We start from the raw sequence: 25,931 nt of genomic DNA on the forward strand, positions 1-25,931 counted from the left end.
AGGCCGCTCTGGTCATGGCGGCCGCCCTCATCGCTTCGACCCTGGGGCTATGGACCCAGCCCGCAGGCAATCTGTCGGTCCTATGGCCGGCCAATGCGCTGCTGACCGTCCTGCTGATCCGCTATCCATCCCTGGTCCACCCGCTGTCCTGGGCGGGCGCGTTCTGCGGTCTGATCCTGGCGAACCTTCTCCGTGAAGGCATGCCCTGGCCAGCCGCCCTGGGCTACAGCATGATCAACCTGCTGGGCGTGTTCGTCGCCTGGTCCATCCTGTCATCCCGCTGGTCACCCGTCCACTTGCGCAGCCCCTGGGCCATCGGCCGGTTGCTGGTGGCCTGCGCAGCAGCAGCGGCCACCCACACGGCCATCGCGCTCGCCCTCAGCCCCTGGCTGCGCCCCGATACGCCCTGGTCGACGATCGCTCTGAACTGGTTCATCGGCCAATTGCTCAGCTACAGCGCCTTCCTGCCGCCGATCATGCTCCTGCCCAGGTCCCTCAAGCGATACGAGGACCGCCGCCAGCCCTGGGCCGCGCTGCTGCGGCGCATGCTCGACATGACACTGCTGCTGCCCATCGCCGCGCTGCTCGCCAGCCTGTCCCTATGCTTCCTGCTGGGCGGACCCGGCGTCACCATCTTCCCCATCCCCGCCCTGATGTACTGCGCACTGGTCTACCACCAGATCACGACGGCCTGGATCACGCTGCTGACCGCTCTTGCCGTGCTGCTGGGCATCGCCAACGGCTGGCTGTCGCTGGGCGAAATCCAGCATCTGGCGGGCCTTCAAGCCTGGGACATGGTATCCCTGCGGCTGGGCGTGCTGCTGCTGGTCACGTCGCCCCTGCTGGCAGCCAGCATCCTGGCCGCGCGCAGCGACCAGATCACGGCGCTGAATCTGGCCCTGGACCATGACACCCTGACGCACGCCCTGTCGCGCGCGGCCTTTCTGCGCAGCGCCGACGAGCACCTGGGACGGACCCCGGCGTCGCCCCAAGGCAACGCCCTGATGATGCTGGACCTCGATCACTTCAAGCTGTTGAACGACCGGTACGGCCATGCCGCTGGCGATCAGGCCCTGAAGGTCTTCGCGCACACCATCCGCACGCTCGTGCGCCCCCACGACCTGTTCGGCCGCCTGGGCGGAGAGGAATTCGCCCTGTTCCTGCCCGACACCACGGAACAGGACGCGAACGACATCGCCGAACGCCTGCGCCGCCGTGTAGCGACGCTGGAAGTGCCTCTGGACGACGGGCCGCCCGTCCGGATTTCCGCCAGCATCGGCGTGGCGCATGACACGCATGCGCCGCACGCCGCCCTGCCCCTGCTTTTGGCGTATGCTGATCAGGCGATGTACCAGGCCAAGCGCGACGGCCGCAACCGGGTGCATGCACATGGCGGCCCCGCCGCCCAGCCACTGGATGCGACGGAGGATCCGACATGTCCCTCACCCTTGCACAACGCGCCCAAGGCGCCCTGATCGGTGCCTACGTCGGTGACGCTCTGGCTTTGGGGCCGCACTGGTACTACGACCTGGATGCCCTGCGACGCGACTACGGCGCCTGGATCGACGGCTACACCGCCCCCCGCCCCGACCGCTACCACGCAGGGCTGCGGGCCGGCCAATCGGGTCAGGCCGGCTTCATTCTGGATCTGCTGAACGGTTCCCTGGACGCCTGCAGGGGATACGACGAGGCGGACTTCTGCCGTCGCATGGACGAGGACTTCTTCCCCCTGCTGGACGGCACGCCCCTGAACGGGCCGGGCGGCTATACCAGCCAGTCGATCCGCGAGACCTGGCGCCTGCGCGTGGGCCGAGGCCTGCCCTGGGGCCGGGTGGCCGGCCTGGCCGACACCACCGAAGCCGCCGAGCGCACCCTGGCCCTGGCCGTACGCTACGCCCGCCAGCCGGCCGACCTGGCGCGCCACTGCGCCGCGAACACGGCGCTGACCCAGTGCGACACGACGGTCATGGCCATGACCGTGGCCTACGGCTGCGTACTGGGCAGCCTGGTGCGCGGCGAACCGCTGGACGCGGATACCTCGGACCGGTTGATGACGTTGGTGCGCGAGGGCGAACTGCCCTTTCACAGCGTGACCTCGGCCGGGGAGACGCCCCCGCCGCCAGGCCCCGAGGCGCCCCGGACCGCCGGCCAGTTCCCCTCGCCGGACGCCTTGCTGACCGTGTCGAGCGTCGTGCGCGCCGCCCGCGACCCGGACATCCGCGTCGAGCCAGCCTGGAAGGCGTCACTGGTGTACGGTCTGCCCTGCGCGGTCTACCATCAGTTCCCCGCCGCCTACTATCTGGCCGGACGTTTCCAGGATGATTTTGAATCGGCCGTCCTGCACGCCGTCAACGGAGGCGGCCAGAATCAGGCCCGGGCCATGCTGACCGGCGCTCTGTGCGGCGCCATCGGCGGCATCCAGGCGATCCCCGCCCGCTTCATCGAACCCTTGGAGCACGGCGCACGGCGCATGGACCTCGCGGCCCGGCTGGCTCGGCAGGCGGCGCAGGCGGATCGCTGAACAGATGGCCCGGCTCCGGCGCCGCCGGAAGACGAGTGCCTGCTGCCTCAGCGCACCGGCAAGAAATTGAAGAACAGCAAGCCCTGCACGTAGTTGATGCCAATGCGCCGCAGGCTTTCATCCTGCAAGGACGCTTCCAGATCCAGGCGAGCGATGATGCGCCCGAACTCGCGCTCGAAACTGAGATTGGCCACGCCATCGCCCAGCTCGTTGGACAGCAGCAGCGGCCGCCCCTGGGCGTCACGCCGGCTGGACAGCATCCAGGCGGCGATCTCGACGTTGCGCGCTGCGTTGAAGACGTGCCGGGCCTGGACGGAATCGCTGACGTGGAAACGGGTCTGGCCGCCATGCGCGGCGATGATCATGCTGGACAGCCCCAGCACGAACGCCGCCGCCCGGTCCCCGGGATAGCGCGGGTCCATGGCGACCGACAGGACCTCGATGTCTTGCAGACCGTCCAGTTCCTTGGGGACCTCGCCCCGATGGATGCGCGCGCGGCCCTGATCCAGGGCAGTCTTCAAGTCCGTGAACCCGGCCTTGCGCCACTCTCCGGGATTGCGCCGGTACAGTTTCTCCAGCAGACGATCCAGACTGTCCAGATTGTCGCGCATCGCCAGGGTTTGCAAGCGATTGATGTCGCTCTGGGCGAACTGGTCCGCGGACATGGATTCGCCATGCAGCCCGGGATCGGACGGCGCCGCGCAACCAGCCAGCGCCAACAGGCCGGCCAGCCACCATACGCGCCAGCGGACAAGCTCCGGGAGGCGCGCACCGATCATCAGTATTGCCGGTTCCGGTCCACGACGCCGCTGATGACCTCGCCTCGATTCAGCGCTTGAATCTTGTCTGCGATCTGGCGCACCGTCCGGTCCATCAGGCTGGCCCCCGCGACGTGCGGTGTGACGCGGATGCGCGCGTCCGACCAGAAAGGATGAGCGGGCGGCAGGGGTTCACGCTCGAACACGTCCAGGGCCGCCGCCCGCAGGCGGCCGCTGTCCAGGGCCGCCAGCAGATCGGATTCGACCAGATGCCCTCCCCGGGCGATATTGATCACCAGGGCGTCGGGCCGCAGCTGCTCGAAGGTGCGGCGGCACAGGATGCCGCGCGTGGCATCGGTCAGCGGCAGCACGTTCACCAGCACGCGCGTGCGCGCCAGGAACGCGACCAGACCCGCCTCGCCGCCGTAGGACTCGGCGCCCGGCACGGCGCGGCCGCTGCGCGACCAGACGGCGGTCGGATATTCCAGGGCGGCGCAGGCCTGGGCGACGCGCGCACCCATGGCCCCCGCCCCCAGGACACCGACGGTCCAGGCGGCACGGTCGATGTCATCCAGCGGACGCCAGAGCACCTCGGCCTGCTGGCGCTCGTAGCGACCGAAGTCGCGTGACTCGTGCAGCAGGTGATAGAGCGTGTATTCCGCCATCTGCACCGCCATGCCGCCGTCTTCCAGCCGCACCAGGGGCAGATCGTCCGGCAGGCCGGGCAGGCACAGCAAGGCATCGACCCCCGCCCCCAGATTGAACAGGGCGCGCAGCCGGGGCTCACGGACGAACAGATCGGCCGGCGGAGCCCACACCACGGCAAAATCGGCATGGCCTTCGGGCTGCCCATCGCCCCACAGACGGATCCGGGCTCCGGGCAGCGCGTCGCGCAACGCTTCGATCCAGGCCTGCGGCTCGGCCTCCTGTGCCGATGCAAAGACGATGTCCAGGTCTGTGCTCATCTCGTCAATGCCCCAAGGCGTAGTCCAGGGCCGCGCGCACCGCTGCGGCCTGAGCCGCATTGCATTGATCCGGCGTGGCACGCGGGCTGTCGGGATAGACCTCGGTCGTCGTGCGATAGGGCGCGGCCGTGATGCCGGTGCACAAGCCCAGCGACTGCAGGGCGTAGCGGATGACGCCCGGGGCGACCACGGGTGAACCGATGATCTCGCCACGCGCGTCGGCCGGGGCGATGTGTGTGACCTCGGCCACGGCGCGGATCACGGCGTTCTGGAAATCCGGCTGAGGCGATTCGGTGTCATCCACCAGATAGAAGCCATCAGGAATTCCGCCCGGCGTGAACGGTCGGCCGTCGCGCGCCGCCAGCGCGGGGCGATACTCGGACTCGTCGGTATCGGTGGTCTCATGCAGGTCGATGTGCACCCGCACGCGGTCCGCGAAAGACGCCACCAGCGCCATCAGCGCGGCCGATTCCGGCGCGGGGCTGTCCGGCCGAAAGGACCGGTTCGGGTCCAAGGCACGGGGATTCCAGCGGTGAATGCGTTCGTAGCCCCAGGGGCTGACACAGGGGACGATCATCAGGTCCAGGCGACCTGCATAATCGACCGCATGCCGGTCGGCAAAGCGCAGCGCGCCATGGACACCACTGGTCTCGTAACCATGCACCCCGCCTGTGACCAATGCCACCGGACGGTCCGCCGACCACTCGCGGCTGCGCAGCGCAAACAGGGGGTAGGTATCGGGCGCATAATCCAGTTCACCATACTGGACGACGTCGAAGCGATCGCGCAGGCGGTCGATGACCGTCAGGACTTCGTCGGCATAGCTGCGCCGGCGTTGCTGGCGGCCAAGCCAGGCGGCGATTTCAGCATCCCCCCAGGGGACGCCGGGGGTGCCGATCGGGTAAAACGAGGGCTGCATGGCCAAATTTCCAGCGACAAAAAACTGCCTGGAACTGTATCACAGAGGCATGTGGTACCGATGCCCCCGGTGGACGGACATCAGCCCTGCGGCAGGCTCAATACAGCCACAGCCTGACGTGAACCCAGCCTGCGTCCTGTGCGGCTTCAATTGCCTCGAACACGGGAATCGACAGAAAATACGGCAGGGCGTCGCGCACCGTCTTCCAGACGCCCTGGAGATCGACCGTGACGTGTTGCGGCGAACGCCAGGCGGCCCAACGCGGCAGGAAACGCGGCACCCGCGCGCAATAGGCCTCGAACGGCGCACCGAAGGCGGCACGCAGCATCCGTTCTTCCTCACTCACGATCCAGCGGAACACCCCGAAGGCGGCCAACGCCAGGACCAGGCCCACCGTCAGGCTGCCGGTCTGCAAGCCGATGCCCAGAACGGCCAGCATGGAAAAGACGTACAGGGGATTGCGACTGATCGAATACGGGCCTTCGGCCACCAGATCGGCGCCCTTACGCCCGCCCAGATACAGCATGCACGCGCAGCGTCCCAGCAGCGCCAGCACCATCAGCGCCAGCCCCGCCCATTCCAGGCCCTGGTGGAGCGACCCGCTATCCGGCCAGGCCGAGCCGATCCAGGGCAATACCAGTACGGCCAGCGTACCGAGGACACCCAGGGCGCGACGGCGCAGAACCTGGGCATGAGCCAGACGTTCCCAGACAGCATTCAGACTGGTCGCGGGCTGGGAGGCGGTTGCGTGAGGGGTGGTGGTCGAAGACATGGCGGCTCCTGATCGAACAGCGCCCACCATAAGCTCGGACACCACGAATCCGCTACGAATCCAACTGACAATCAACTGAACAAAGATCCAGCCTGAAAGTCGTCCCACTGCCCGGGCCGCCCTGGACCGAATCCACATCCAACTGCCACCCCCGCAACTCGCACACACGCCGGGCAATGCCCAGGCCCAGCCCATGGCCGGTCTCGGGAGCATCCGCGACCGACAGGTCGGTCCGCCCCGAGCGCCATTCGCGCACCCGCGCCAGACGTTCGGGGGGCATGCCCGGTCCGTCGTCGTGCAAGATCAGGATGCCTGCCTCGTCCAGGCTCACCTGCAGCGTGGCCGGTGCGGCGTGCTCGATCGCATTGCGCACCAGGTTGCGCAGCACGATCAACAAGGCGTCCGGGTCCAACCACCGGCCCGCATCCGGCGGGATGCGGTTGTTCAGCACCAGGACACGCGCATCGGCCATGGGCTCCAGGGCGAACCAGGCCTGTTCCAGCGCGTGCGCCAGACCGACGCAGCGCAGGCGTGCAGGATCGGCGCTGTTCAAGGCCGCCGCGCCCGCCAGACTGCTGGCCGCCGCGTCGACCTGGACCATCATGCGCGTCAGGCGTGCCGCCAGCGGCGTTCCCGGCACAGCGTCCAGCAAAGCCATTTCGCAGTCGGTCCGCAAAGCGGCCAGCGGCGTACGCAATTCATGGCCCAGATTGGCGGCAAACTGGCGCTCGAACGCCACAGATCGGTCGATCCGGTCCTGGATGCGGTTGAAGGCCTCGATCAATTGCAGCGCTTCGTCGCCCCCGAACGCTTCATGGTGAGACGCTACGCCCTCCCAGGCCGAGAGCCGATCCGACACGGCGCGGATCGGCGCCACCACCCGGCGCGCCAGGCGCCGGGCCAGCAGCCAGGCACAGATCAGCGCCAACACGGCCCCCGCCGCCAGAATCCAGCCGAAGAACCGGACCCGGTCCTCGTGCTCAGTGGCGTCGTAGCGAACATAGAGCAGGCCCTGAGGAACCGCCTCGACCCAGGTATGCCAGGTCTGGCCCGCCAGCTCGATTTCCCGGCTGCCCGGCCTCGACGCAAACATGTCCGGCAACGGCGGCGGCTGATCCGCCGAGAGCACCCAGGACTGGAGGCGCCCGCCTTCGCTCCAGCGCGGCGGCAGTGCCACCGGCACCGCCAGCCCTGCCTGGAGATCGCTGCGCAAGGCCGCAATCTGGCTCGACAGGACCTCGTCCACCAGATCGTCCTCCATGCGGGCGAAAGTCTCGTAAGCCAGCAGACTGATGACCAGCAGGAACACTGCCGCCGTGCCGGTGACGGCCCAGATGACTCGCCGGGCCAGGGAGGAAGAGCGATTCCGGTTCATGGCGTCCTCTTGGCGCTACGTGCCGTCCACGTCGCGGCCCGCATGTCGCTCTGACGCGTCAGGCATCAATCGCCACCCTCGGCCAGGATCGGCCACGATGTCCGGTCCACCCGCCGCACGCAGACGACGGCGCAGCAGATGCACCTGATCGTGCAAGGCACGGTCGGACGGCGGCCCGTCGGGCCACAAGGCGGCCGTCAAGCGGGTATGGGTCGCCAGACCACCCGCCGAGCGCAGCAGAATCGCCAGCAACTGCACCGATTTGCGCGGCAGGACCAGCGGGCAGCCCGCCAGGGTCACCGCCTGCGCCTGCGGGTCATAGCGCAGATTCCCACACATGAGAGACCCCGGATCACCGCCCTGCCCCCGCCGCACCAGGACGCGCAGACGCGCCTCGACCTCGGCCAGAGAAAAGGGTTTGACCAGATAATCCTCGGCCCCCAGTTCGAAGGCCAGGAGCTTGTCCTCGAGCCGCTCACGCGCCGTCAGCACCAGCACGGGGCGCCACAGACCGGGGTCCCGCCGCATGGCGCGCAGCACGTCCAGGCCGCTCAGGCCGGGCAGGCCCAGATCCAGCACCACGGCGTCGAAGACCGCCGTACGCAACAGGGCCAGCGCTCCGTGGCCGTCATAGGCCGCGTCCGGCGCCAGGCCCTGGCGCTCCAGGTAGCCGTACAGGTTTTCCGCCAGCGTCGGTTCGTCTTCGACGATCAGAATGCGCGGACCGTCAGACGACGATCTCATGGCGGGCCCCTTGTTCACGGCTGGACTCTGCTCACGCCAGAAGCCTGCACCACGCGACGCTCTAGGCCAGGAATTCGACCCGACCAGTCTCCAGGCGGTAGACGCCGCCGGCGATTCGCAGCTTGCCGGCCTGGACGGCGTCCCGGACGATGGCCGAACGCGCGGCCAGGGCGGCCACGTTGTCGCGAACGTTCTGCTCGGTGGCCGCCTTCAGCAGATCGGCCGCCCCGCCCCGAACCTTTTCCACAGAGGGTGCAATGGCCATCGCCAATGACTGGATCTGGCCCGGATACTGGGCCGACTCGGTGACGGTCTTGACGGCGGCAGAGACCGCGCCGCATTTTTCATGCCCCATCACCAGGATCAGCGGCACGCCCAGGACGGCCACCGCATATTCCAGGCTGCCCAGCATGTCGCTGTCGACGAAATTGCCCGCCACCCGCGTGACGAACAGATCACCTCGGGCACAGTCGAACGCATATTCAGGCACGACGCGCGAGTCCGCGCAGCCCAATACCGCAGCATAGGGATTCTGCCCTGCCACCAACGCCGAACGCTCGTCGGCAAAATCATGCCGACGTGCCACCCCGGCGACATACCGCGCATTGCCCTCGGTCAGGCGAGCGAGCGCCGCGTCGGGGCTCAGGACGTTATTCGGTTTGGGCGGCGTGGCGGTACGCGCCATGGCCAATCCAGCCGGCAGCGCACCACCGGCAGCAACGGCGACGGCCGCAGCCAGGGAAGATCGCAAGAAAGAACGGCGGGAGGGCGTCGCCGCTGCCGCGCAAGATTTTGAATCGCACATTCCAGGGTCTCCAGAGGAGGGGTCTAGGGCGCGATCCACACAGGCATCGCGCAGCCATGATACCCAAGCGCCATGACACCTGGAAAGCAGAATTCGGATATGGGCCTCAGCGCTGGGCGCCAGCCACCTCATCGGCAATGGGCTCCGTGTCCAGATACGCCCGATAGCGCAGATATTCCTGCTCCGAGCAGGTCAGCACGTTCCGCCTCAGCCAAAGGTCGGTATCCGCCGCATCCCGCCCGGCGCCAGGCGTCGAGGGCGAACTCGCCGGACGAGCGCCGGACCATCGCCCACCATCGATCTCCTGATCCATACGCATCATTCAAGGATTACCGAAACTCAAGGATTATCGAAACTTCAAATATTACCTGAACAATACGCATTGTTTCACCCGATCAGCATCCAACTCAAATCAAAAATTGCAAAACACTCAAATTAATGGATAATTTTCATTATTAAAATATATTTTTGCGCAATCAAAAGATTAAAAAACGTCAGTAAATCCGATCAAGCGGCAACACGCTGATAAATTCGAAAGTGCCATGCTCACTCATGCTCTTCTGGATATGTCTTCCTTGCGCCGCACGACTGCCAGCATCTGGCTCTTTCTCCAGGTCGCTGCGTTCACGTTCCTCGCCGCCCTGGCGGGCCTGCTGACCCAGCCTGCCGCCGGGTTGCCGATCCTGTGGCCTGCAAACGCCCTGCTGGCCGGCCTGTTTCTGAGCCGTCCCTACCTGGCCACACCCGCCGCCTGGCCGGCGGCAGGTGCAGCCCTGGTCCTGGCCGGCATCACCTGGGGCGAATCTCCGCTCGCGTCGCTGTCGTACGGCCTCGTGAACCTGATCGGCACCTTCGTCGGCTGGCGGCTCCTTGCAGCACCCGGCGCCCTCTCAGACCTGTGCCAACCGCGTGCCGCCCTGCGCATCCTGTTCGCCGGCACCGCGGCTGCCGCCTCGCAAGCAGCAGCAGCCGGCCTGCTCGCCCTCTGGCTGGGAGCGGACACCGACTGGATGCCCGTCCTTGCCAACTGGTTTCTCGGTCCCCTGCTCAGCTATTGCATATTTCTGCCTCCCATCCTGCTGCTGCCTGCGCCGGGCCATCGGGATCGCCGCCGCCCCGCGCTTCGCGCACGCGAACGCTCCAGACTCGAAACGTGGCTGCCGCTCGTCTCCCTGGCCATCGGACTTGCCCTGTGTTTCCTGATCGGCGGCCTGGGCATCCTGGCCTTCCCGATTCCCCCCCTGCTGTATTGCGCGCTGGCCTACAGGCCGCACATCACGGCCTGGCTTGCCCTGCTTGCTGCGCTCGTCGTCACGCTCGGCACGGTCTACGGCTGGATACCCTTCGGTATCGGCCCGATACTGACCGACGCGAGCTCCTGGGACATGGTTTCCCTGAGACTGGGCGCCCTGCTGATGGTGATCGCGCCCCTGATCATATCCTGCGCGCTTGCGGCGCGCGGCGACACGATTTCCGCCCTGAATCGCGCGCTGGACCACGATACGCTGACCGGAATCCTGTCACGGCAGGCTTTCCTGCGCGATGCCCAGACAGGCCTGCGGCACTCGGCCGCCCACCTGGGCACCGGCTTGCTGATGCTGGACATCGATCATTTCAAGCAATTGAACGACACCCATGGGCACGCGGTCGGGGATCGGGTTCTGCAAGCCTTCGCGCGCACGGTCGGCGCCACCATCCGCCCGCACGATCTGTTCGGCCGACTCGGCGGAGAGGAATTCGGTGTCGCGCTGCCCGGCACGGCACCGACCGAGGTCGCCTTCATCGCCGAGCGGCTGCGCACCGGCGTGGCCGACGCCGTGATGGCTCCCGCTGCTGATGCCACGCCCATCCACATCACGGTCAGCATTGGCGCGGTGCACGACTCATTCCACGCCCACGCCACACTCGACACGCTTTTGTCGTATGCTGACCACGCCATGTACCAGGCCAAGCGCGGCGGCCGCGATCGCGTATGCTTTTTGGACGATACTCCAATCACGACCACCGATCCGCCTCGGGACGACCCCGTGCCCGCGCACGACGCAGACCAGACGAACCTGCCCGCCACCGCCTCACCCCCCGCATCCGAAGTGCCCATGTCCGAACCTACGCCACTCATCGCCGTGCTGGAAGATGATCCAGCCCAATCCGCCTGGATACGGCAGACCCTGACCGATGCCGGCTTTTCCTGCCAGGCGTTCAATGAGGGCGGCGCCCTGCTCGCAGCCCTGCGTGCCCGTACGCCCTTCGCGCTGCTCCTGCTGGACTGGGAGCTGCCCGGCATCAACGGCATGGAGGTCCTGCGCTGGGTCCGAGCCAACCGCCACGACGCCTTGCCGGTGATCTTCGTCACCAACAGGACCCTGGAAAGCGATCTGGTCGAAGGCCTGAACTCAGGTGCCGACGACTACATCTGCAAGCCCTGCCGCACCGGAGAGCTGCTGGCGCGCATCGGCGCCCAGATGCGCCGCCACCGCCCCTCCACGAGCCCTGACGCAGACTTCACACTGGAAGATTTCACGGTCGACATGAGTCTGCGGCAGATCCGCCTGCGCGACGAACCCATCGCCCTCACCCCCAAGGAATTCGAACTGGCGGCCCTGTTTCTGCGCCATCCCTGGCGCTTGTTCTCGCGTGACGACCTCAGCGCGCTGGTCTGGAACCGGGAAATCCCCAGCGCCTCGCGCACCCTGGACACCCATCTGTCGAACATCCGCAAGAAGCTGCACCTCGGGCCAGCCACGGGCACCCTGCTCTCTGCCTCCTACGCGCTGGGCTATCGGCTCGAACTCCTGCCGCCCCCCGACCAGGACACCCGCCCATGAGTCGTCCGTATTCTCTCAGTGCCTTCCCTGACGTACGCCCTCTGGCGCTGGCGCTGCTATCCGCCTGCCTGGCGCTGCCGCCCATCGTTACGCGCGCCGAGCCCATGGGCGCTCAGGGGGATGACTTTCTGTACCGCGTGGAACAACACGACACCCTGGAGCAACTGGCCCGGCGCTACACCCTGCGAACCGAGCACTGGCCCACGCTGCAACGTCTGAATCAGGTCGACGACCCGCACCGCCTGCCGATCGGCAAGGTGCTGCACATCCCGCTGTCCCTGATCCCGGAACAGCCGGCAACAGCCACCGCCGTTCACGTAACCGGACAGGTCACGGCTGATGGCCGACCTGTGCAGCCGGGCGACGTCCTGCACTCAGGCCAGTCGCTGCGCAGCATCGGCGACGGCACCGCGACCCTGCGCCTGGAAGATCAAAGCCTGCTGACGCTGACGCCCGGCGCGACGCTGGAGCTCCAGCGCCTGCAATCCTTCCAGGGCACGGGTCTGACCGATACGCAGATTTCGATCGACCGGGGCACACTGGAATCCGCCGTGGCGCCCGCCGGCACCGGGGTCGGCCGCTTCGAAGTCCGCACGCCTGCCACCGTGACCGGCGTGCGGGGCACCCGCCTGCGCGTCCATGCCGACGCATCAGGATCGCGCCACGAAGTGCTGCACGGTCACGCAGCGATCGCAGGCTCCACGGGAACTGAACAATCGCTCGACTCGGATCGGGGCGCCGCCTACGACACCAGCGGCACCCTGCTGAGCACGCAGCCTCTGCTGCCTCCGCCCCAGGGCCTGAAGATGACGGGCAGCAACGGCCAGCGGCTGGAATTCGAACCCATTCCAAAAGCGGTCGCCTACACCGTCCGGATCACCCTGGACGCCGAGGGCGCCCGTCTGGAGTCCATCCAACGGGTCGCGGGACCCGGCGCGCCGCTGCGCGCACGCAGCGGCGGCCCACGCTACGTCTTCGTGCGTGGCATCGACACGCTCGGCATCGAAGGGCGCGACGCCGCCCTGGCGGTTGATTCATTACGCGCCGGTCTGACCGCCGGCGACGGCTCCCCGATCCTGACGGCCAACGGAGCCCCCGTGCTGCTGGATTAGGCCCATGACCCTCATGGCAGCCCACCGTCTGATCGGCATGCGGCGACGCCTCCTGATCGAATGGCTGATCCTGGTGACCGTGCTGACGCTGCTGTCCACCGCACTGACGGTCTGGCAAGACCTGCCGGGCATCCGGGACATCAACCACCGGGCCTATGATCTGAGCATGCAGGCAGTCCGGGCCCCGGCGCCCAGCCCGGACATTGCGATCATCGCCATCGACGACGCCAGCATCGAAGCCCTGGGCTACTGGCCCTGGCGCCGCTCGGTTCACGCCGCCCTGCTGGAACGCCTTCACGGCGCGCGAGCCGTGGGGCTGGACCTGATCCTCTCAGACCCCTATCTCACTCACCCGCGGGACGACCCCCTGCTGGCCCAGGCCATTGCCCAACACGGACGCGTCGTGCTGCCCGACATCCTGAGCCCGGACGGCCAACAGCGGATCATGCCGATCCCCGCCCTGGCCCAGGCGGCCGCGGCCCTCGGACGCATCGACGCACGGCCCGATCCGGACGGCACCCTGCGCGCCATCGAAACACGCCGCACCCCGGCGGGTGGCGGACCACCTCTGGCGCACTTCAGCCTGGCGATCGCCGGCGTCGCAGGACAGGAAGCCGCCGTGGCCCGGGCCCAGGCCTTTCCTTCCGACATGGCTGTGCGCGTCCAGTTCACCGATCCGGCCAAGCGCCATGCGCTCTACCCCTACGCCGCCGTGCTGAGCGGCCAGGTGCCCGAGGCCGAGTTCAAGGACCGCATCGTGCTGGTCGGCGCCTGGGCCTCCGGATTGGGCGATCACCTGGCCACGCCCCTGGGCGGCATGACGGCAGGCGTCGCGATCCTGGCCGACACCGTGCAGAACCTGCGGGACAACCTGTGGATCCGCATTGCGCCATCCTGGGTCACAGCACTGGCCGGGCTGGGGCTGATCCTGCCAGTCTGCCTGGGCCTGGGCACCCTGTCCACGCGCCGGGGACTGGCTGGCGCGCTCGCCGCCAGCATCCTCTTTCTGATCACGGATGCCCTGCTGCTCCAGCAGACCGGATACTGGCTGCCGCCCGCCGGCACCCTGGCAGCCCTGTTCCTGGCCTATCCCCTGTGGAGCTGGCGCAGCCAGGAAGCTTCCCTGAGACACATCGACGCCGAACTTGAACAGTTGCACATTCCGCTGCGGCCCGACGCCGACGGGCTCGACACCGACACAGATTCAGGGCCGGTCGGCCCTGACACGCTGCCCGCACGGGCCATCCGTCTGCACAAGGCGGTATCCCGCCTGAAACAGGCCACCCGGGCGCAAAAGGAAACGCTCAGTTTTCTGTCGCACGACATGCGGTCTCCTCAAAGCGCCATCCTGGCCATCCTCGAACTGAGGCGCCAGTCACCCGAGCAATGGGCCGAAGAAACCGTCCTGGCGCATATCGAGCAACAGACGCGCACCACCCTGAATCTGGTGGACCAGTTCGTCCAATTGGGACGCGCCGAATCCGCCCCGCTGGACCGACGCCCCGTCTATCTGGACGATCTCATCCAGGAATGCTGCGACCGGCGCTGGCCCCAGGCCGCGCAGCGCGGGATCGAATTGCAGTTCGAAGCCCGACACCCGGAAGCCGAGGCCAGCCTCGATACGGAACTCATGGGTCGGGCCATCGGCAATCTGCTGGACAATGCCCTGCTGTATGGTCCCGCGAACAGCGTCGTCGCATGCACGCTGGAATCCGACGCACGCCACTGGCACATCCACGTTCGGAACGCCGGCCCCGGCATCCCCCCCGAACAGCAGGAACACCTGTTCACCCGCTTCCAGCGTCTGCCTGGCGACGCGAACAAACCGGCCGGCAGCGGCCTGGGGCTGGCCTTCGTGCAGACCGTGGCACAGCGCCACGGCGGCCGGGCGTCCTGCGTCAGCGCCTCGGGCCAGGGCGCCCGGTTCACGATCAGCCTGCCCGTGGAAAGCTGAAAGAACCGCTTAACGGGAGCGCCGCAGCCTTTGCAACGAGGCCCGGTTCAGGTCTTTTGCCTCTTGCTCGGCATAGTCCCGCTCTCCGGGCTCGTAGGCGCCTTCGTACAGACACTGGCTGCGGTTCCACTGGCAATCGCCGCCTTGAGCCGACTGCCTGGCCGGGACTCCGCCCCCAAAGCAGCCGGCCATCAGCACGGCGGCACCCAGCACGACGCCACAGCGGATCACGATACGGCCGGACATGTTTCCTCCTTCTGCTACTGGAATATGCCTGCCTTCTTATAACAGGTTCCTGCAGGGCGACCGACGCTGCAGCGGCATCATGCGCCGCAATTGTGTCACTGCCTATTTCCAGCCGAAACTTCAAGCTTAAAAAAATCGGTCTCCACCCCCGTCGGGACGGTTGCAAGGCATCCTGCTGACATATCATGTCACATGCAGTCTGGAGATCCACCGAATCCCCGATGGACCGGACCATGCATCAAGGCCTCAGCCGAGGTTTCACGCGCATCCGCGTCAGTGTGAACGCCGATGGTTGCAACAGCGTCCAGCCGACTCTATGCCACAGGCATAAAAAGAACAGGCCGAGTTCCGCAGTTTCAACTTTCCAGGAGACACACCATGCAGACCGCCACCACCACAGAACCCGCCTTTTCCACCGCCGGCGTCATCTGGCTCAAGCTCGCGATCCTGTATCTATTGATCGGCATCGCCATCGGTATCGGCATGGGCGCCACAGAAAACTTCACCCTGCGCCCAGTGCATACCCACCTCAACCTGCTGGGCTGGGCGACCATGGCGCTGGCCGGGATCATCTACTGCATCTTCCCCAAGGCAGGACGCAGCCGCCTAGCCCGACTCCACTTCTGGCTCCAGAACCTCGCTCTGCCGGTCATGCTCGTCAGCCTCGCCCTGCTGACGCTCGGCCATCCTGGCGTGATTCCGCTCCTGGGCATCGCGGAAATCGCCACTGCTCTGGGCATCGTCACGTTTGCGGTCAACATCTTCCTGAACGTGGGGGGGAGTCGCCACTGAGTGCAGTCTACGTTTTTGCACAGCCCAAAAAAAAGGTGTATAGTTTCGTTCTTCGCAAAATAATTGCGACGGGCTGTTAGCTCAGTTGGTAGAGCAGCGGACTCTTAATCCGTCGGTCGAGTGTTCGAGTCACTCACAGCCCACCAGAATAGTCGGTAAAAGGCCAGTTCTTCGGAACTGGCCTTTTACTTTTTGTGCCTGACTTTCATACAGACATCGCAGGGTTCGCGCCTGCGAAATGCAGGATGGAAACGCAACGAAACTGTCCGTCTCGATGATCACCCCCTGACAAGAACGGAATCAATCAGCCACAAGCGTCCATGCTAGGCTTTGGAATATAAGGGTATTCCATAGGCCATTTTGATGCGCGACAAGGAAATCATCAAAAGTGTGCAGTATCTCCGGGGTGTGGCGGCCCTCATGGTGGTCTGCTTTCACTTCAGATATTATCTGAACGACAACTACGCTCAGAAAGACCTGGGCGACGCGCTGTTTGGCAGCGGCGCATTCGGCGTCGACCTGTTTTTCATCATCAGCGGATTCATCATCTGCTATTCGACCCGCAAGCCCGACAGCCCGCATCCTGTCGCGGCGTACACCCTGAAGCGGTTTTTCCGGATCTATCCCCTGCTGATCTTCAGCCTGCTGACGTTTTTCCTGCTGTTCGGCGCCGATGGATATTCGGTGCTGAAATCCCTCATCCCGCTGCAGGCGGATTATTCAGACCAGGGCCCATTCTTCGGCTACAACCTGCTCAGCCCGGCGTGGACGCTGACGTACGAGATTTCTTTTTATCTGTTATTTCTGGCCGGCCTGGCAATTTCACAAAAGCATCGCAGACTCATCGCTGCCGGCCTCATCGTCTCGATTTTTCTATTGTTGCAATGGGCACTGAATCACGAAGTCCGGCTCTCGGCCTATACGGAGTATGACTATCCGTACGGCGGACCCATACGGCCGGTACTGGCGATTTTGTCTTCGCCCATGATTCTGGAATTCGTCTGCGGGATCGCGCTGTATTCCATGTTCATGGCGACACCCGACCTGCCCGAAAAAACCAGGGTATTCCTGAAACCGCTGTTGCTCGGCACGGCAGCGGTTTCCACCCTGATTTATTTTTCAGGCGATTTTTATGGCCACGGACTGACACAGTGGGGCGCGCCTTCGGTTGCCTTGATTCTGTCACTGCTGCTCTACGAGCGTTTGAACGGCTTGCCCGACATCCGCTGGCTTTCTTTCCTGGGGGATATTTCCTACGCCCTGTACCTGACGCACATCATCGTTCTCCAGGCGATCAGGACGTACGGCGTGCGCTTCGGGCTGGAGGGTGCGCCCGCCTTTGCCTTCGCCGTTTCCCTGTCCCTCGTGGCGGCCACGCTCGTGCATTACCTGGTGGAGGTCCGTGCGATCGACGCCTGCCGCGCCCTGCTGAAGCACGTGGGCGAGGCGCCGCGCCACGCACCTCGCCTGATCCTGGACTATCAGAAACCCTGAGGGCCTAGATCGCCGCTGCCAGCTTGGCCGCCAGACCCACGTAGCTGCGCGGCGTCATGGCCAACAGCCGCGCTTTGGGGTCGGCGGGCAGGTCCAGGCCGGCAATGAATTCCCGCAGGGCCTGCTCGGTGATGCCCTTGCCGCGCGTCAACGCCTTGAGTTGCTCGTAGGGCTGCGGCAGACCGTAGCGGCGCATCACCGTCTGCACGGGCTCGGCCAGGATTTCCCAGCAGGCGTCGATGTCGGCGTCGATGGCGGCGGCGTTCAATTCCAGCTTGCCCAGGCCGCGCAGACAGGCGTCGTAGGCCACCAGGCTGTAGCCCAGCGCCACGCCCAGGTTGCGCAGCACGGTGGAGTCCGTCAGGTCGCGCTGCCAGCGCGAGACCGGCAGTTTTTCCGACAGATGGCGCAGCATCGCGTTGGCCAGGCCCAGATTGCCTTCGGAGTTCTCGAAGTCGATCGGATTGACCTTGTGCGGCATGGTGGACGAACCGACCTCGCCGTCCTTCAGGCGCTGCTTGAAATACCCCAGGGCGATGTAGCCCCAGACGTCGCGGTTCAGGTCCAGCAGGATGGTGTTGGCACGCGCGATCGCGTCGAACAGAGCGGCCATCCAGTCGTGCGGTTCGATCTGGATCGAATAGGGATTCTGGGTCAGCCCCAGGCTGCCCAGCACGCCGCCCGAGAATGCCGGCCAGTCGATTTCCGGATAGGCCGACAGGTGGGCGTTGTAGTTGCCGGTGGCGCCGTTCATCTTGGCCAGCGGCTGCACGGCGCGGATCGCGTCCAGGGCGCGGTCCAGGCGGGCTACCACGTTGGCGAATTCCTTGCCCATGGTGCTGGGCGTGGCCGGCTGACCATGCGTGCGCGACAGCAGCGGCTGATCGGCGTGCTGGTGCGCCAGTTCGCGCAAACGGGCGACGACGGATTCCAGCCCCGGCAGCACGGCCTGCGACCGCGCGCGGCCAAGCATCAGCGCGTGCGAGGTGTTGTTGATGTCTTCGGACGTGCAGGCGAAGTGGATGAATTCTGCGGCACGGGACAGTTCGGCGTCATCGGTCACCTGTTCCTTGAGCCAGTATTCGACCGCCTTCACGTCATGGTTGGTGGTGCGCTCGATGGCCTTGATGCGGGCCGCGTCAGCTTCGGAAAAGTCCTGGACCAGCGCCTGCAGCCGTGCGCGCGCCGCCGCTGAGAAGGCGGGCAGTTCGGGCAGTCCGGCGTCGGACAGTCCGATCAGCCAGGCGATCTCGACCTCGACCCGATGCGCCATGAAACCGGCTTCGGACAGAAAGGGCCGCAGGGCATCGGCCTTGGCTGCGTAGCGCCCATCCAGGGGCGACAGCGCGTTCAACGCGCTGAGGGAAGTATCAATATGCATGGCGGAATTCTAGCATCCGCCCGCACCCGCCTCCGGGTTGGGCGGATATACCACACCCCACCGGCGGAGTTTCATCAAAAAGAGTCAAAACACCGCCCACAGCCCGGGATCCGGGACCGTCCTGCTATACTTTTTGAGCCTTAGACTCTCCTGATTTCCCATGAAATTGATCGGTTCCCTGACCAGTCCCTACGTCCGCAAGGTCCGTATCGTGCTGGCCGAGAAAAAGCTCGACTACGAGCTGGTCCTCGACGACCCCTGGGGGCCCGCGACTCAGGTCACGGCGCACAACCCCCTGGGCAAGGTGCCCTGTCTGATCATGGACGAGAACGGCTCACTGTTCGACTCGCGCGTCATCGTGGAATACCTGGACACGCTCTCGCCGGTCGGCCGCCTGATCCCGCCGCCGGGGCGCGAGCGCGTGGAAGTCAAACGCTGGGAAGCCATCGCCGACGGCATCATGGACGCCGCTGCGGCCGCCTTCATAGAAACCCACCGCCGCCCCGAAGCCCAGCGCAACGCCGACTGGGTCGACCGTCAACTGCAAAAGATCCGCGCCAGCCTGGACTATATGGATCTCTTGCTGGGCGAACAGCCCTACTGCGTGGGTGTCAATCTGTGCCTGGCCGACATCGCCGTGGGCACGGCCCTGGGCTATCTGGACCTGCGCTTTCCGGATATAGACTGGCGCGCGGATCACGCCCACCTGGCCCGCCTGGCCGAAAAGCTCGGCGCCCGGCCCTCTTTCGCCACGACGAAGCCGCCCACCGCGTAAACGGCGGCGTCAGACGATAATCCCGCCTCCCAGGCAGACGTCGCCGTCGTACAGCACGGCCGACTGGCCAGGGGTGACGGCCCATTGGGCCTCGGCAAAGCGCAGCGCAAAGTCCGCGCCCTCTCCCGCTTCCAGAACGCAGGCGGCATCGGCCTGCCGGTAGCGGGTCTTGGCAGCGTAAGCGCCGGGGGCCGGGGGCTCACCCGCCACCCAACTGGCATCCTGGGCTTGCAAGCGTTCGCTCAACAGCCACGGATGGTCATGCCCCTGGACGACGTACAGGGTATTGTTCTCCAGGTCTTTGCGGGCCGCGTACCAGGCGTCGGCCGTGCCATCGTCCCGCTGCGCACCGCGCACGCCACCGATGCCCAGGCCCTTGCGCTGACCCAGGGTATGAAAGGCCAGGCCCTGATGACGGCCGATTTCCCGGCCCTCCGGGGTCAGCATCGGCCCTGACTTGGTGGGCAGGTAACGATTCAGGAATTCCCGGAACGGCCGCTCGCCAATGAAGCAGATGCCGGTGGAGTCTTTCTTGGCCGCATTGGGCAGGCCGATCTCGCGCGCGATACGGCGCACCTCGGTCTTGGGCAATTCGCCCAGCGGAAACAGGGTGCGCGAGAGCTGATCCTGGTTCAGCCGGTGCAGGAAATAGCTTTGGTCCTTGGAACCGTCCAGAGCCTTCAGCAACTGGCTGCGCGGCCCGGCGGGCGTGCCGACGCGGCGCACCCGGGCGTAGTGGCCGGTGGCGATATAGTCGGCGCCCAGCCCCATGGCGTGATCCAGAAAGGCCTTGAACTTGATTTCCGCGTTGCACAGCACGTCCGGATTGGGCGTGCGGCCAGCGGAATATTCGCGCAGGAATTCCGCAAACACGCGATCCTTGTACTCGGCGGCGAAATTGACGGCCTCGATGTCCACGCCCACCACGTCGGCGACGCTGGCGGCGTCCAGCCAGTCCTGGCGCGACGAACAGTATTCGCTGTCGTCGTCGTCCTCCCAGTTCTTCATGAACAGGCCGACCACCTCGTAGCCTTGCTGTTTGAGCAGCCAGGCCGACACCGAGGAATCGACCCCGCCCGACATGCCGATGACGACCCGGGCACCACGTGCGGGTTGCCCGGAATCAGCCATGCAAGGCCTCGTCTACGGTTTCGATCCAGTGACGCACCGGCGTGTCGGTGCCGCCCTGGAGATGACAGATACAGCCGATGTTCGACGACACGATGGTCTCGGGCAGCGTCGCCTCGATCGCCTGCAGCTTGCGCGCGCGCAGGGATTTCGACAACGCCGGCTGGGTGATCGAATAGGTGCCCGCCGACCCGCAGCACAGGTGCGACTCGCCGAAGGACTGCAGATCGAAGCCCAGGTCCGCCAGCAGCCGCTCGGTGACGGTGCGCAGGCCCTGCCAATGCTGCAGCGTGCAAGGCGGATGAAAGGCGCTGCGTCCAGGTTCGCGGCGCATCTTCGACCGGAGTTCGGCCGCCAGGGGCGCCAGAAATTCCGCCACGTCCTTGACGTAAGGCATCAGGCGCGCAGCGCGTTCGGCATAGGCCGGATCGTGCTTCAGGTGATGGGCATAGTCCTTGATCATGCCGCCACAGCCCGAGGCGTTGATGACCACGGCCTCGACCGCGCCGGATTCCAGCATCGGCAACCAGGCGTCGATATTGGCACGCATCTGGTCGCGGCCGGCCTCCTGGGCGTCCAGGTGGAAATTGATGGCGCCGCAACAGCCCGATCCGGCGGCGATACGCGTGCCCACCCCCACTGCATCCAGCACGCGCAGCGTGGCGGCGTCGATGGACGGCATCATGGCAGGCTGCACACAGTTGGCCAGCATCAGTACCTGCCGCGCATGGCGGCCCGGTTCAGCCGGCAGCGCCCCGGCCGGGCGGGCGTCTGCGATCTTGGCGCGCAGCACGGCAGGCAGAAAGGGCCGCGCCCAGCGCCCCATGCGGTACAGAGGACCGAACCAGGGCGAGCCCATCAGATGGCGCAGCCCCCCGCGCAGCAGGCGTTCGCGCAAGGGGCGGCGCACGCGTTCGCTGACGATCTGGCGGCCGATGTCCACCAGGGCGCCGTACTGGACGCCCGACGGACAGGTGGTTTCGCAATTGCGGCAGGTCAGGCAGCGGTCCAGGTGTTGCTGAGTGACGAAGGTCGGCTCGGCGCCTTCCAGGACCTGCTTGATCTGGTAGATGCGCCCACGCGGACTGTCGAGTTCGTCGCCCAGAATCTGATAGGTCGGACAGGTCGCCAGGCAAAACCCGCAATGCACACAGCGGCGCAGGATTTCATCGGCATCCTGGCCAAAATCGGTATCGCGCGCCCAATCCGCGAGTTGTGTCTGCATGGTGGTCCTCAGAGTTCCGGGTACAGCCGATGGGCATTGAAGATCCCGGCGGGGTCGAATTCGCGCTTCAATCGTCGGTGAATCTGCAGGACACCGTCCGCCAGGGGATGAAAGGCGGGCACGTCGGCGGGCGCCCCCTCGTGCCGGTACAGGCAGGCGGAACCGCCCAGCGTCTGGACCCGGTCGCGCAACGCCGCCGCGTCGTGCGGGCCGGCCAGCCAGCGCAGGCTGCCCCCCCATTCGTGCAGCACGGGAGCCAGTCCCAACGCAGGCGCACCGGCGGGCAGGACGATGCGCCACAAAGGTCGCTGACGAAAAAACGCATGCGTCTGGTCGCGCAGGCCCAGCCAGAAGGCGCCAGCGGCCTCATCGGACAGCGATTCCCCGCCGATTTCCTCCAGCCCCTGGCGCACGGCGGATGCATTGCCCGACAGGCGCACCGACAGTTTCCCGCCCACACCCGAAGCATCGGCCACCCAGGCCGTGGCCGATATCGGCAGCGGCCGCGACCGCCAGCGCAGGCACAGATTCAGGGCAGAGGTTTCGTCCAGCGCCAGGACGCAGGTGGCCTCGCGGTGTGGTCGGGGCACGACCTTGAGCGAGACTTCCACCAGCGCCCCCAGGACGCCCAGCGAACCCGCCAGCAGGCGCGACACATCGTAGCCGGCGACGTTCTTCATGACCTCGCCGCCAAAGCGCAGCACATTGCCGTCGGCGCTCAGCAGACGCGTACCCAACACAAAATCGGCCAGTGAACCGGCGGCCATCCGGCGCGGGCCGGACAGACCCGAGGCCACACAGCCCCCCAGGGTGCCGGCGGCGCCAAAGCGCGGCGGTTCGAAAGCCAGCATCTGGTCGCGCGACGCCAGCAGCGTCTCGATATCGACCAGCGGCGTGCCGGCCCGGGCCGTCAGCACCAGCTCGGACGGCTCGTAACTGACCACGCCCTGGTAGGCCGACACGTCCAGCCAGGACACGGCTTCGTCCGCCGGCAGCGGACCGCCGTAGAACAAGCGTGTGCCGCCGCCTCGGATCAGGAGCGGGCGCTGCGCTGCGCGCGCAGTCACGACCTGCTCGCAAAGTTCGGATAAGACGAATTCCATGGGCTAGGGCCTGTTCACACTATTCACACTGATTACACGCATTCTAGAACCGGGGGATGTCGGGAAAACGGATGTCGCCCTGGTGAACGTGCATCTTGCCGTATTCCGCGCAGCGCACCAGCGTCGGGATCAGCTTGAGCGGATTGAGCAGCCCATAGGGATCGAAGGCACGCTTGACCGCTGCAAAGACATCCAGTTCGTCGCGGGTGAACTGCGAGCACATCTGGTTGATCTTTTCCAGACCCACACCGTGTTCGCCGGTGATGGTGCCGCCCACCTGCACGCACAATTCCAGGATGGCGGCGCCGAAGTCCTCGGCGCGCTCGACCTCGTCGGGCTGGTTGGCGTCGAACAGGATCAGAGGATGCAGATTGCCGTCCCCGGCATGGAACACGTTCGCGCAGCGCAGGCCGAATTCCTGCTCCATGGCGGCGATGGCCGCCAGAACCTTGCCCAAATGGCGGCGCGGAATCGTGCCGTCCATGCAATAGTAGTCGGGCGAGATGCGGCCGGCAGCGGGAAAGGCGTTCTTGCGCCCAGCCCAGAATTTCAGGCGTTCCTCTTCGGATGCGGAGGTCTGCAGCCGGGTGGCGCCGGCCTCGCGCAGCAGCGCCTCGACGCGGGTGATTTCCTCGGCAACCTCGTCGGGTGTGCCATCTGATTCGCACAGCAGAATGGCCTCGGCCTGCAAGTCATAGCCGGCCTGCACGAAAGGCTCGACCATGTGCACCGAACGCTTGTCCATCAGTTCCAGCCCGGCGGGGATGATGCCGCCTGCGATGATGCGCGTAACGCCCTCGCCCGCCTGCTCGACACTGGGAAAGCTTGCCATGACCACCCGCGCCAGTTGCGGGCGCGGGATCAGCCGCACCGTGACCTCGGTCACCAGACCCAGCATGCCTTCGGAACCGATGAAGGCCTGCAACAGATTCAGGCCTGGAACGTCCGGCGCCTCGCCCCCCAGTTCGATGACCTCGCCCTCGACCGTGACCATGCGCACGCGCAGGACGTTGTGCACCGTCAGGCCGTATTTCAGGCAATGCACACCGCCCGAATTTTCCGCCACATTGCCGCCGATGGAACAGGCGATCTGGCTGGACGGGTCCGGTGCGTAATACAGGCCATAAGGCGCGGCGGCTTCAGAGATGGCCAGATTGCGCACGCCCGGGCCGACCACGGCCACACAGGTCTCGGGATCCAGGCGCAGAATGCGGTTGAGCTTGGCCAGCCCCACGACCACCCCCTGGGGATGTGGCGTGGCGCCGCCCGACAGCCCGGTGCCCGCACCGCGCGGCACCACCGGCACATTGTGCTCGTGGCAGGCCTTGAGGATGGCGATGACCTGGGCTTCGTTTTCAGGCAGCACCACGACAGGCGGCTGTTCGCGGTACAGCGCCAGCCCGTCACATTCATAGACGCGAGTCTGGTCGGGCCGGGTGAGGATGCAATGCGCCGGCACGTCGCGTGCGATGCGGGCGAGAAAACCGGGGAAATCGGGCACGCTGACGTGCCGTTCATCCACCGTGCTTGCGATGTCCATGAGACTCCTTGGGCGCCTGTCAGGCCGCCGGCGGCAGGATTTTGCCGGGGTTGAGGACGTTGTGCGGGTCCAGCGCGGCCTTCAGCGCCGCCATGACGTCCAAGGCATCCTGACCGTGCTCGTCCAGCATGAAAGCCTGCTTGTGCAGGCCGACCCCGTGTTCACCGGTGCAAGTGCCCTGCATGGCGATGGCGCGCGCCACCAGCCGCTGGTTCAACTGTTCGGATTCGGCCCATTCGTCCGGCTGGTCCGGATCGAGCAGCATCAGGACGTGGAAGTTGCCGTCACCCACATGACCCACGATAGTATAGGGAAAACTGGCCTGGTCCAGTTCACGGGCGGTGGCCCCCACGCATTCGGCCAACCTGGAAATCGGCACACACACATCGGTGGTGCTGGCGCGACAGCCGGGACGCAACTGCAGGCCGGCGAAATAGGCGTTGTGCCGCGCCGTCCACAGGCGGCTGCGGTCTTCCGGGCGGTCCGCCCATTCGAAGTCCTGGCCGCCGTGCTCGCGCGCGATGGCCTGCACCGATTCGGCCTGCTCGCGCACCGAGGCCGGGCTGCCGTGGAATTCGAACAGCAGCAAGGGCGATTCACGCAGGCTCAGATGGCTGTATCGATTGGTGGCCCGCACGGCATGGGCATCCATGAACTCGATCCGCGCCACCGGCACGCCCATCTGGATGACTTCGATCACGCTGTTGACGGCGGCATCCAGGTCGGCAAAATTGCAGATCGCGGCGGACACGGCCTCGGGCTGGGGGTACAGGCGCACGGTGACTTCGACGATGATGCCCAATGTGCCCTCGCTGCCCACGAACAGGCGGGTCAGGTCATAGCCTGCCGAGGACTTGCGCGCCCGGCTGGCGGTCTCGATCACCCGCCCGTCGGCCGTGACGACCTTCAGCGACATGACGTTCTCGCGCATGGTGCCGTAGCGCACGGCGTTGGTGCCGGAAGCGCGAGTGGCCGCCATGCCACCCAGGCTGGCATCGGCCCCCGGGTCGATCGGAAAGAACAGCCCCGTTTCCCGCAGGGATTCATTGAGCTGCTTGCGCGTCACGCCGGCCTGGACCGTGGCCGTGAAGTCCTCGGCATGTACCGCCACGATCTGATTCATCCCCGACAGGTCCAGGCAGACCCCGCCCTGGACCGCCAGCAGGTGGCCTTCCAGGGATGAGCCCACACCGTAGGGAATCAGGGCGATGCCGTGATCATGGCAATGACGCGCCACCCAAGCGACCTCGTCCACGTCCTGGGCAAAAACCACCACGTCAGGCGGCATGGCCGGATACGGGGACTCGTCGCGGCCATGATGTTCACGCACCGCCCGCGCCGTCGAGCAGCGTTCGCCGAAACGCGTGCGCAAGGCCGCCACGAAGCCCTCCGGCAAGACCCGGGCCTGTTGGGCGATGTGCAAGGTATCCATGTCCGATCCTGTCCTCTTGAAAACGCGTGTCAGCTCTCCACCTCGCCGCTTGCAAGCGGTACGGA

Annotated in this window: 22 protein-coding genes, 1 tRNA gene and 1 pseudogene; 10 read left to right on the forward strand and 14 right to left on the reverse strand. The window is 66.1% G+C overall.

Features of this window, described 5'->3' with window-relative positions:
* Nucleotides 1–14: 14 nt before the first annotated feature.
* Together WA983_RS04475 and WA983_RS04480 are read left to right on the forward strand one after the other, a co-directional pair.
* Nucleotides 15–1,475: a diguanylate cyclase domain-containing protein gene (locus WA983_RS04475; RefSeq protein WP_424311657.1), complete on the forward strand. Its 1,461-nt coding sequence runs from the start codon at nt 15–17 to the stop codon at nt 1,473–1,475.
* Complete coding sequence (locus WA983_RS04480; RefSeq protein ID WP_424311658.1) at nt 1,436–2,521, forward strand: ADP-ribosylglycohydrolase family protein; 1,086 nt, start codon at nt 1,436–1,438, stop codon at nt 2,519–2,521. Before WA983_RS04475 ends, WA983_RS04480 begins: the two co-directional genes overlap by 40 nt.
* Nucleotides 2,522–2,568: 47 nt before the next feature.
* On the opposite strand, the gene WA983_RS04485 is transcribed toward WA983_RS04480, so the two are convergent.
* From WA983_RS04485 to WA983_RS04515, 7 genes are all read right to left on the reverse strand, one after another.
* Nucleotides 2,569–3,300 (reverse strand): hypothetical protein, encoded by a 732-nt coding sequence (locus tag WA983_RS04485; RefSeq protein WP_424252259.1) that lies wholly within the window; start codon nt 3,298–3,300, stop codon nt 2,569–2,571.
* Nucleotides 3,300–4,232, reverse strand: a complete 933-nt coding sequence (locus WA983_RS04490) for a 2-hydroxyacid dehydrogenase (RefSeq protein WP_424311717.1) — start codon at nt 4,230–4,232, stop codon at nt 3,300–3,302. Before WA983_RS04490 ends, WA983_RS04485 begins: the two co-directional genes overlap by 1 nt.
* 16 nt (nt 4,233–4,248) lie before the next feature.
* Nucleotides 4,249–5,163, reverse strand: coding sequence for a M14 family metallopeptidase (locus tag WA983_RS04495; protein WP_424252257.1), 915 nt, complete (start codon nt 5,161–5,163; stop codon nt 4,249–4,251).
* Nucleotides 5,164–5,260: 97 nt separating this feature from the next.
* On the reverse strand, nt 5,261–5,935 hold the full coding sequence (locus WA983_RS04500) for a methyltransferase family protein (RefSeq protein ID WP_424252255.1): 675 nt from the start codon (nt 5,933–5,935) through the stop codon (nt 5,261–5,263).
* A 52-nt stretch (nt 5,936–5,987) separates the two neighbouring features.
* Nucleotides 5,988–7,310, reverse strand: a complete 1,323-nt coding sequence (locus tag WA983_RS04505; RefSeq protein ID WP_424311659.1) for a sensor histidine kinase — start codon at nt 7,308–7,310, stop codon at nt 5,988–5,990.
* A 15-nt stretch (nt 7,311–7,325) separates the two neighbouring features.
* The gene (locus WA983_RS04510; protein ID WP_424311660.1) at nt 7,326–8,054 is read right to left on the reverse strand and encodes a response regulator transcription factor; all 729 of its coding nucleotides are present in this window, start codon (nt 8,052–8,054) and stop codon (nt 7,326–7,328) included.
* A gap of 61 nt (nt 8,055–8,115) precedes the next feature.
* Nucleotides 8,116–8,739: a carbonic anhydrase gene (locus WA983_RS04515; protein WP_424250156.1), complete on the reverse strand. Its 624-nt coding sequence runs from the start codon at nt 8,737–8,739 to the stop codon at nt 8,116–8,118.
* Between the two features lie 1,535 nt (nt 8,740–10,274).
* Here WA983_RS04515 and WA983_RS04520 point away from each other — a divergent pair.
* The 4 genes and pseudogenes from WA983_RS04520 to WA983_RS04535 form a co-directional block, all read left to right on the forward strand.
* Nucleotides 10,275–10,823, forward strand: a pseudogene (locus tag WA983_RS04520) (GGDEF domain-containing protein); the annotation flags it as partial.
* Between the two features lie 132 nt (nt 10,824–10,955).
* Nucleotides 10,956–11,684 carry a response regulator transcription factor gene (locus WA983_RS04525; RefSeq protein ID WP_424250160.1) on the forward strand — a complete coding sequence of 243 codons (729 nt, stop codon included), beginning with the start codon at nt 10,956–10,958 and terminating at the stop codon, nt 11,682–11,684.
* Entirely contained in the window at nt 11,681–12,796 is a 1,116-nt protein-coding gene (locus WA983_RS04530; RefSeq protein WP_424311662.1) for a FecR domain-containing protein, read from the forward strand. Before WA983_RS04525 ends, WA983_RS04530 begins: the two co-directional genes overlap by 4 nt.
* 4 nt (nt 12,797–12,800) lie before the next feature.
* A complete protein-coding gene (locus WA983_RS04535; protein ID WP_424311664.1) occupies nt 12,801–14,750 on the forward strand; it encodes a CHASE2 domain-containing protein in 1,950 nt (649 codons plus the stop codon).
* Between the two features lie 9 nt (nt 14,751–14,759).
* On the opposite strand, the gene WA983_RS04540 is transcribed toward WA983_RS04535, so the two are convergent.
* Complete coding sequence (locus WA983_RS04540; protein ID WP_424247237.1) at nt 14,760–14,996, reverse strand: hypothetical protein; 237 nt, start codon at nt 14,994–14,996, stop codon at nt 14,760–14,762.
* Between the two features lie 378 nt (nt 14,997–15,374).
* Here WA983_RS04540 and WA983_RS04545 point away from each other — a divergent pair, with 378 nt between their 5' ends.
* The 3 genes from WA983_RS04545 to WA983_RS04555 all read left to right on the forward strand — a co-directional run bounded on the left by WA983_RS04545 (nt 15,375) and on the right by WA983_RS04555 (nt 17,282).
* Entirely contained in the window at nt 15,375–15,788 is a 414-nt protein-coding gene (locus WA983_RS04545) for a hypothetical protein (protein ID WP_424247236.1), read from the forward strand.
* A 70-nt stretch (nt 15,789–15,858) separates the two neighbouring features.
* Nucleotides 15,859–15,934 (forward strand) — tRNA-Lys (locus WA983_RS04550).
* Nucleotides 15,935–16,151: 217 nt separating this feature from the next.
* The gene (locus WA983_RS04555) at nt 16,152–17,282 is read left to right on the forward strand and encodes an acyltransferase family protein (RefSeq protein WP_424311665.1); all 1,131 of its coding nucleotides are present in this window, start codon (nt 16,152–16,154) and stop codon (nt 17,280–17,282) included.
* A gap of 4 nt (nt 17,283–17,286) precedes the next feature.
* Here WA983_RS04555 and purB read toward each other — a convergent pair whose 3' ends face one another.
* Entirely contained in the window at nt 17,287–18,663 is a 1,377-nt protein-coding gene (gene purB / locus WA983_RS04560) for an adenylosuccinate lyase (protein WP_424249488.1), read from the reverse strand.
* Nucleotides 18,664–18,823: 160 nt separating this feature from the next.
* On the opposite strand from purB, the gene WA983_RS04565 reads away from it, so the two are divergent.
* On the forward strand, nt 18,824–19,438 hold the full coding sequence (locus WA983_RS04565) for a glutathione S-transferase N-terminal domain-containing protein (RefSeq protein ID WP_424311667.1): 615 nt from the start codon (nt 18,824–18,826) through the stop codon (nt 19,436–19,438).
* Nucleotides 19,439–19,447: 9 nt separating this feature from the next.
* Here WA983_RS04565 and mnmA read toward each other — a convergent pair whose 3' ends face one another.
* Genes mnmA through WA983_RS04590 form a run of 5 tightly spaced genes read right to left on the reverse strand, consistent with a single transcriptional unit; the run spans nt 19,448 to nt 25,866 of the window.
* Nucleotides 19,448–20,569: a tRNA 2-thiouridine(34) synthase MnmA gene (gene mnmA / locus WA983_RS04570; RefSeq protein ID WP_424311668.1), complete on the reverse strand. Its 1,122-nt coding sequence runs from the start codon at nt 20,567–20,569 to the stop codon at nt 19,448–19,450.
* A complete protein-coding gene (gene glcF, locus WA983_RS04575) occupies nt 20,562–21,791 on the reverse strand; it encodes a glycolate oxidase subunit GlcF (protein ID WP_424311669.1) in 1,230 nt (409 codons plus the stop codon). The genes mnmA and glcF overlap by 8 nt, the downstream gene beginning before the upstream one ends.
* An 8-nt stretch (nt 21,792–21,799) precedes the next feature.
* Complete coding sequence (glcE, locus tag WA983_RS04580; RefSeq protein ID WP_424249495.1) at nt 21,800–22,894, reverse strand: glycolate oxidase subunit GlcE; 1,095 nt, start codon at nt 22,892–22,894, stop codon at nt 21,800–21,802.
* A gap of 43 nt (nt 22,895–22,937) precedes the next feature.
* Nucleotides 22,938–24,434, reverse strand: a complete 1,497-nt coding sequence (locus tag WA983_RS04585; protein WP_424249496.1) for an FAD-linked oxidase C-terminal domain-containing protein — start codon at nt 24,432–24,434, stop codon at nt 22,938–22,940.
* Between the two features lie 19 nt (nt 24,435–24,453).
* On the reverse strand, nt 24,454–25,866 hold the full coding sequence (locus WA983_RS04590) for an FAD-binding oxidoreductase (RefSeq protein ID WP_424249498.1): 1,413 nt from the start codon (nt 25,864–25,866) through the stop codon (nt 24,454–24,456).
* Between the last annotated feature and the right edge of the window lie 65 nt (nt 25,867–25,931).

This window comes from Castellaniella sp. (assembly GCF_049650445.1).
Taxonomy (GTDB): domain Bacteria; phylum Pseudomonadota; class Gammaproteobacteria; order Burkholderiales; family Burkholderiaceae_B; genus Castellaniella.

Bases quoted from the DNA above. Each gene is read 5' to 3' on its own strand.
- WA983_RS04540 (WP_424247237.1), bottom strand. From the start codon at position 14,996: ATGTCCGGCCGTATCGTGATCCGCTGTGGCGTCGTGCTGGGTGCCGCC.
- WA983_RS04565 (WP_424311667.1), top strand. From the start codon at position 18,824: ATGAAATTGATCGGTTCCCTGACCAGTCCCTACGTCCGCAAGGTCCGT.
- WA983_RS04535 (WP_424311664.1), top strand. From the start codon at position 12,801: ATGACCCTCATGGCAGCCCACCGTCTGATCGGCATGCGGCGACGCCTC.
- glcE (WP_424249495.1), bottom strand. From the start codon at position 22,894: ATGGAATTCGTCTTATCCGAACTTTGCGAGCAGGTCGTGACTGCGCGC.
- WA983_RS04480 (WP_424311658.1), top strand. From the start codon at position 1,436: ATGTCCCTCACCCTTGCACAACGCGCCCAAGGCGCCCTGATCGGTGCC.
- mnmA (WP_424311668.1), bottom strand. From the start codon at position 20,569: ATGGCTGATTCCGGGCAACCCGCACGTGGTGCCCGGGTCGTCATCGGC.
- WA983_RS04515 (WP_424250156.1), bottom strand. From the start codon at position 8,739: ATGGCGCGTACCGCCACGCCGCCCAAACCGAATAACGTCCTGAGCCCC.
- WA983_RS04545 (WP_424247236.1), top strand. From the start codon at position 15,375: ATGCAGACCGCCACCACCACAGAACCCGCCTTTTCCACCGCCGGCGTC.
- WA983_RS04500 (WP_424252255.1), bottom strand. From the start codon at position 5,935: ATGTCTTCGACCACCACCCCTCACGCAACCGCCTCCCAGCCCGCGACC.
- WA983_RS04495 (WP_424252257.1), bottom strand. From the start codon at position 5,163: ATGCAGCCCTCGTTTTACCCGATCGGCACCCCCGGCGTCCCCTGGGGG.
- WA983_RS04475 (WP_424311657.1), top strand. From the start codon at position 15: ATGGCGGCCGCCCTCATCGCTTCGACCCTGGGGCTATGGACCCAGCCC.
- glcF (WP_424311669.1), bottom strand. From the start codon at position 21,791: ATGCAGACACAACTCGCGGATTGGGCGCGCGATACCGATTTTGGCCAG.
- WA983_RS04510 (WP_424311660.1), bottom strand. From the start codon at position 8,054: ATGAGATCGTCGTCTGACGGTCCGCGCATTCTGATCGTCGAAGACGAA.
- purB (WP_424249488.1), bottom strand. From the start codon at position 18,663: ATGCATATTGATACTTCCCTCAGCGCGTTGAACGCGCTGTCGCCCCTG.
- WA983_RS04585 (WP_424249496.1), bottom strand. From the start codon at position 24,434: ATGGACATCGCAAGCACGGTGGATGAACGGCACGTCAGCGTGCCCGAT.
- WA983_RS04485 (WP_424252259.1), bottom strand. From the start codon at position 3,300: ATGATCGGTGCGCGCCTCCCGGAGCTTGTCCGCTGGCGCGTATGGTGG.
- WA983_RS04525 (WP_424250160.1), top strand. From the start codon at position 10,956: ATGTCCGAACCTACGCCACTCATCGCCGTGCTGGAAGATGATCCAGCC.
- WA983_RS04590 (WP_424249498.1), bottom strand. From the start codon at position 25,866: ATGGATACCTTGCACATCGCCCAACAGGCCCGGGTCTTGCCGGAGGGC.
- WA983_RS04555 (WP_424311665.1), top strand. From the start codon at position 16,152: ATGCGCGACAAGGAAATCATCAAAAGTGTGCAGTATCTCCGGGGTGTG.
- WA983_RS04505 (WP_424311659.1), bottom strand. From the start codon at position 7,310: ATGAACCGGAATCGCTCTTCCTCCCTGGCCCGGCGAGTCATCTGGGCC.
- WA983_RS04530 (WP_424311662.1), top strand. From the start codon at position 11,681: ATGAGTCGTCCGTATTCTCTCAGTGCCTTCCCTGACGTACGCCCTCTG.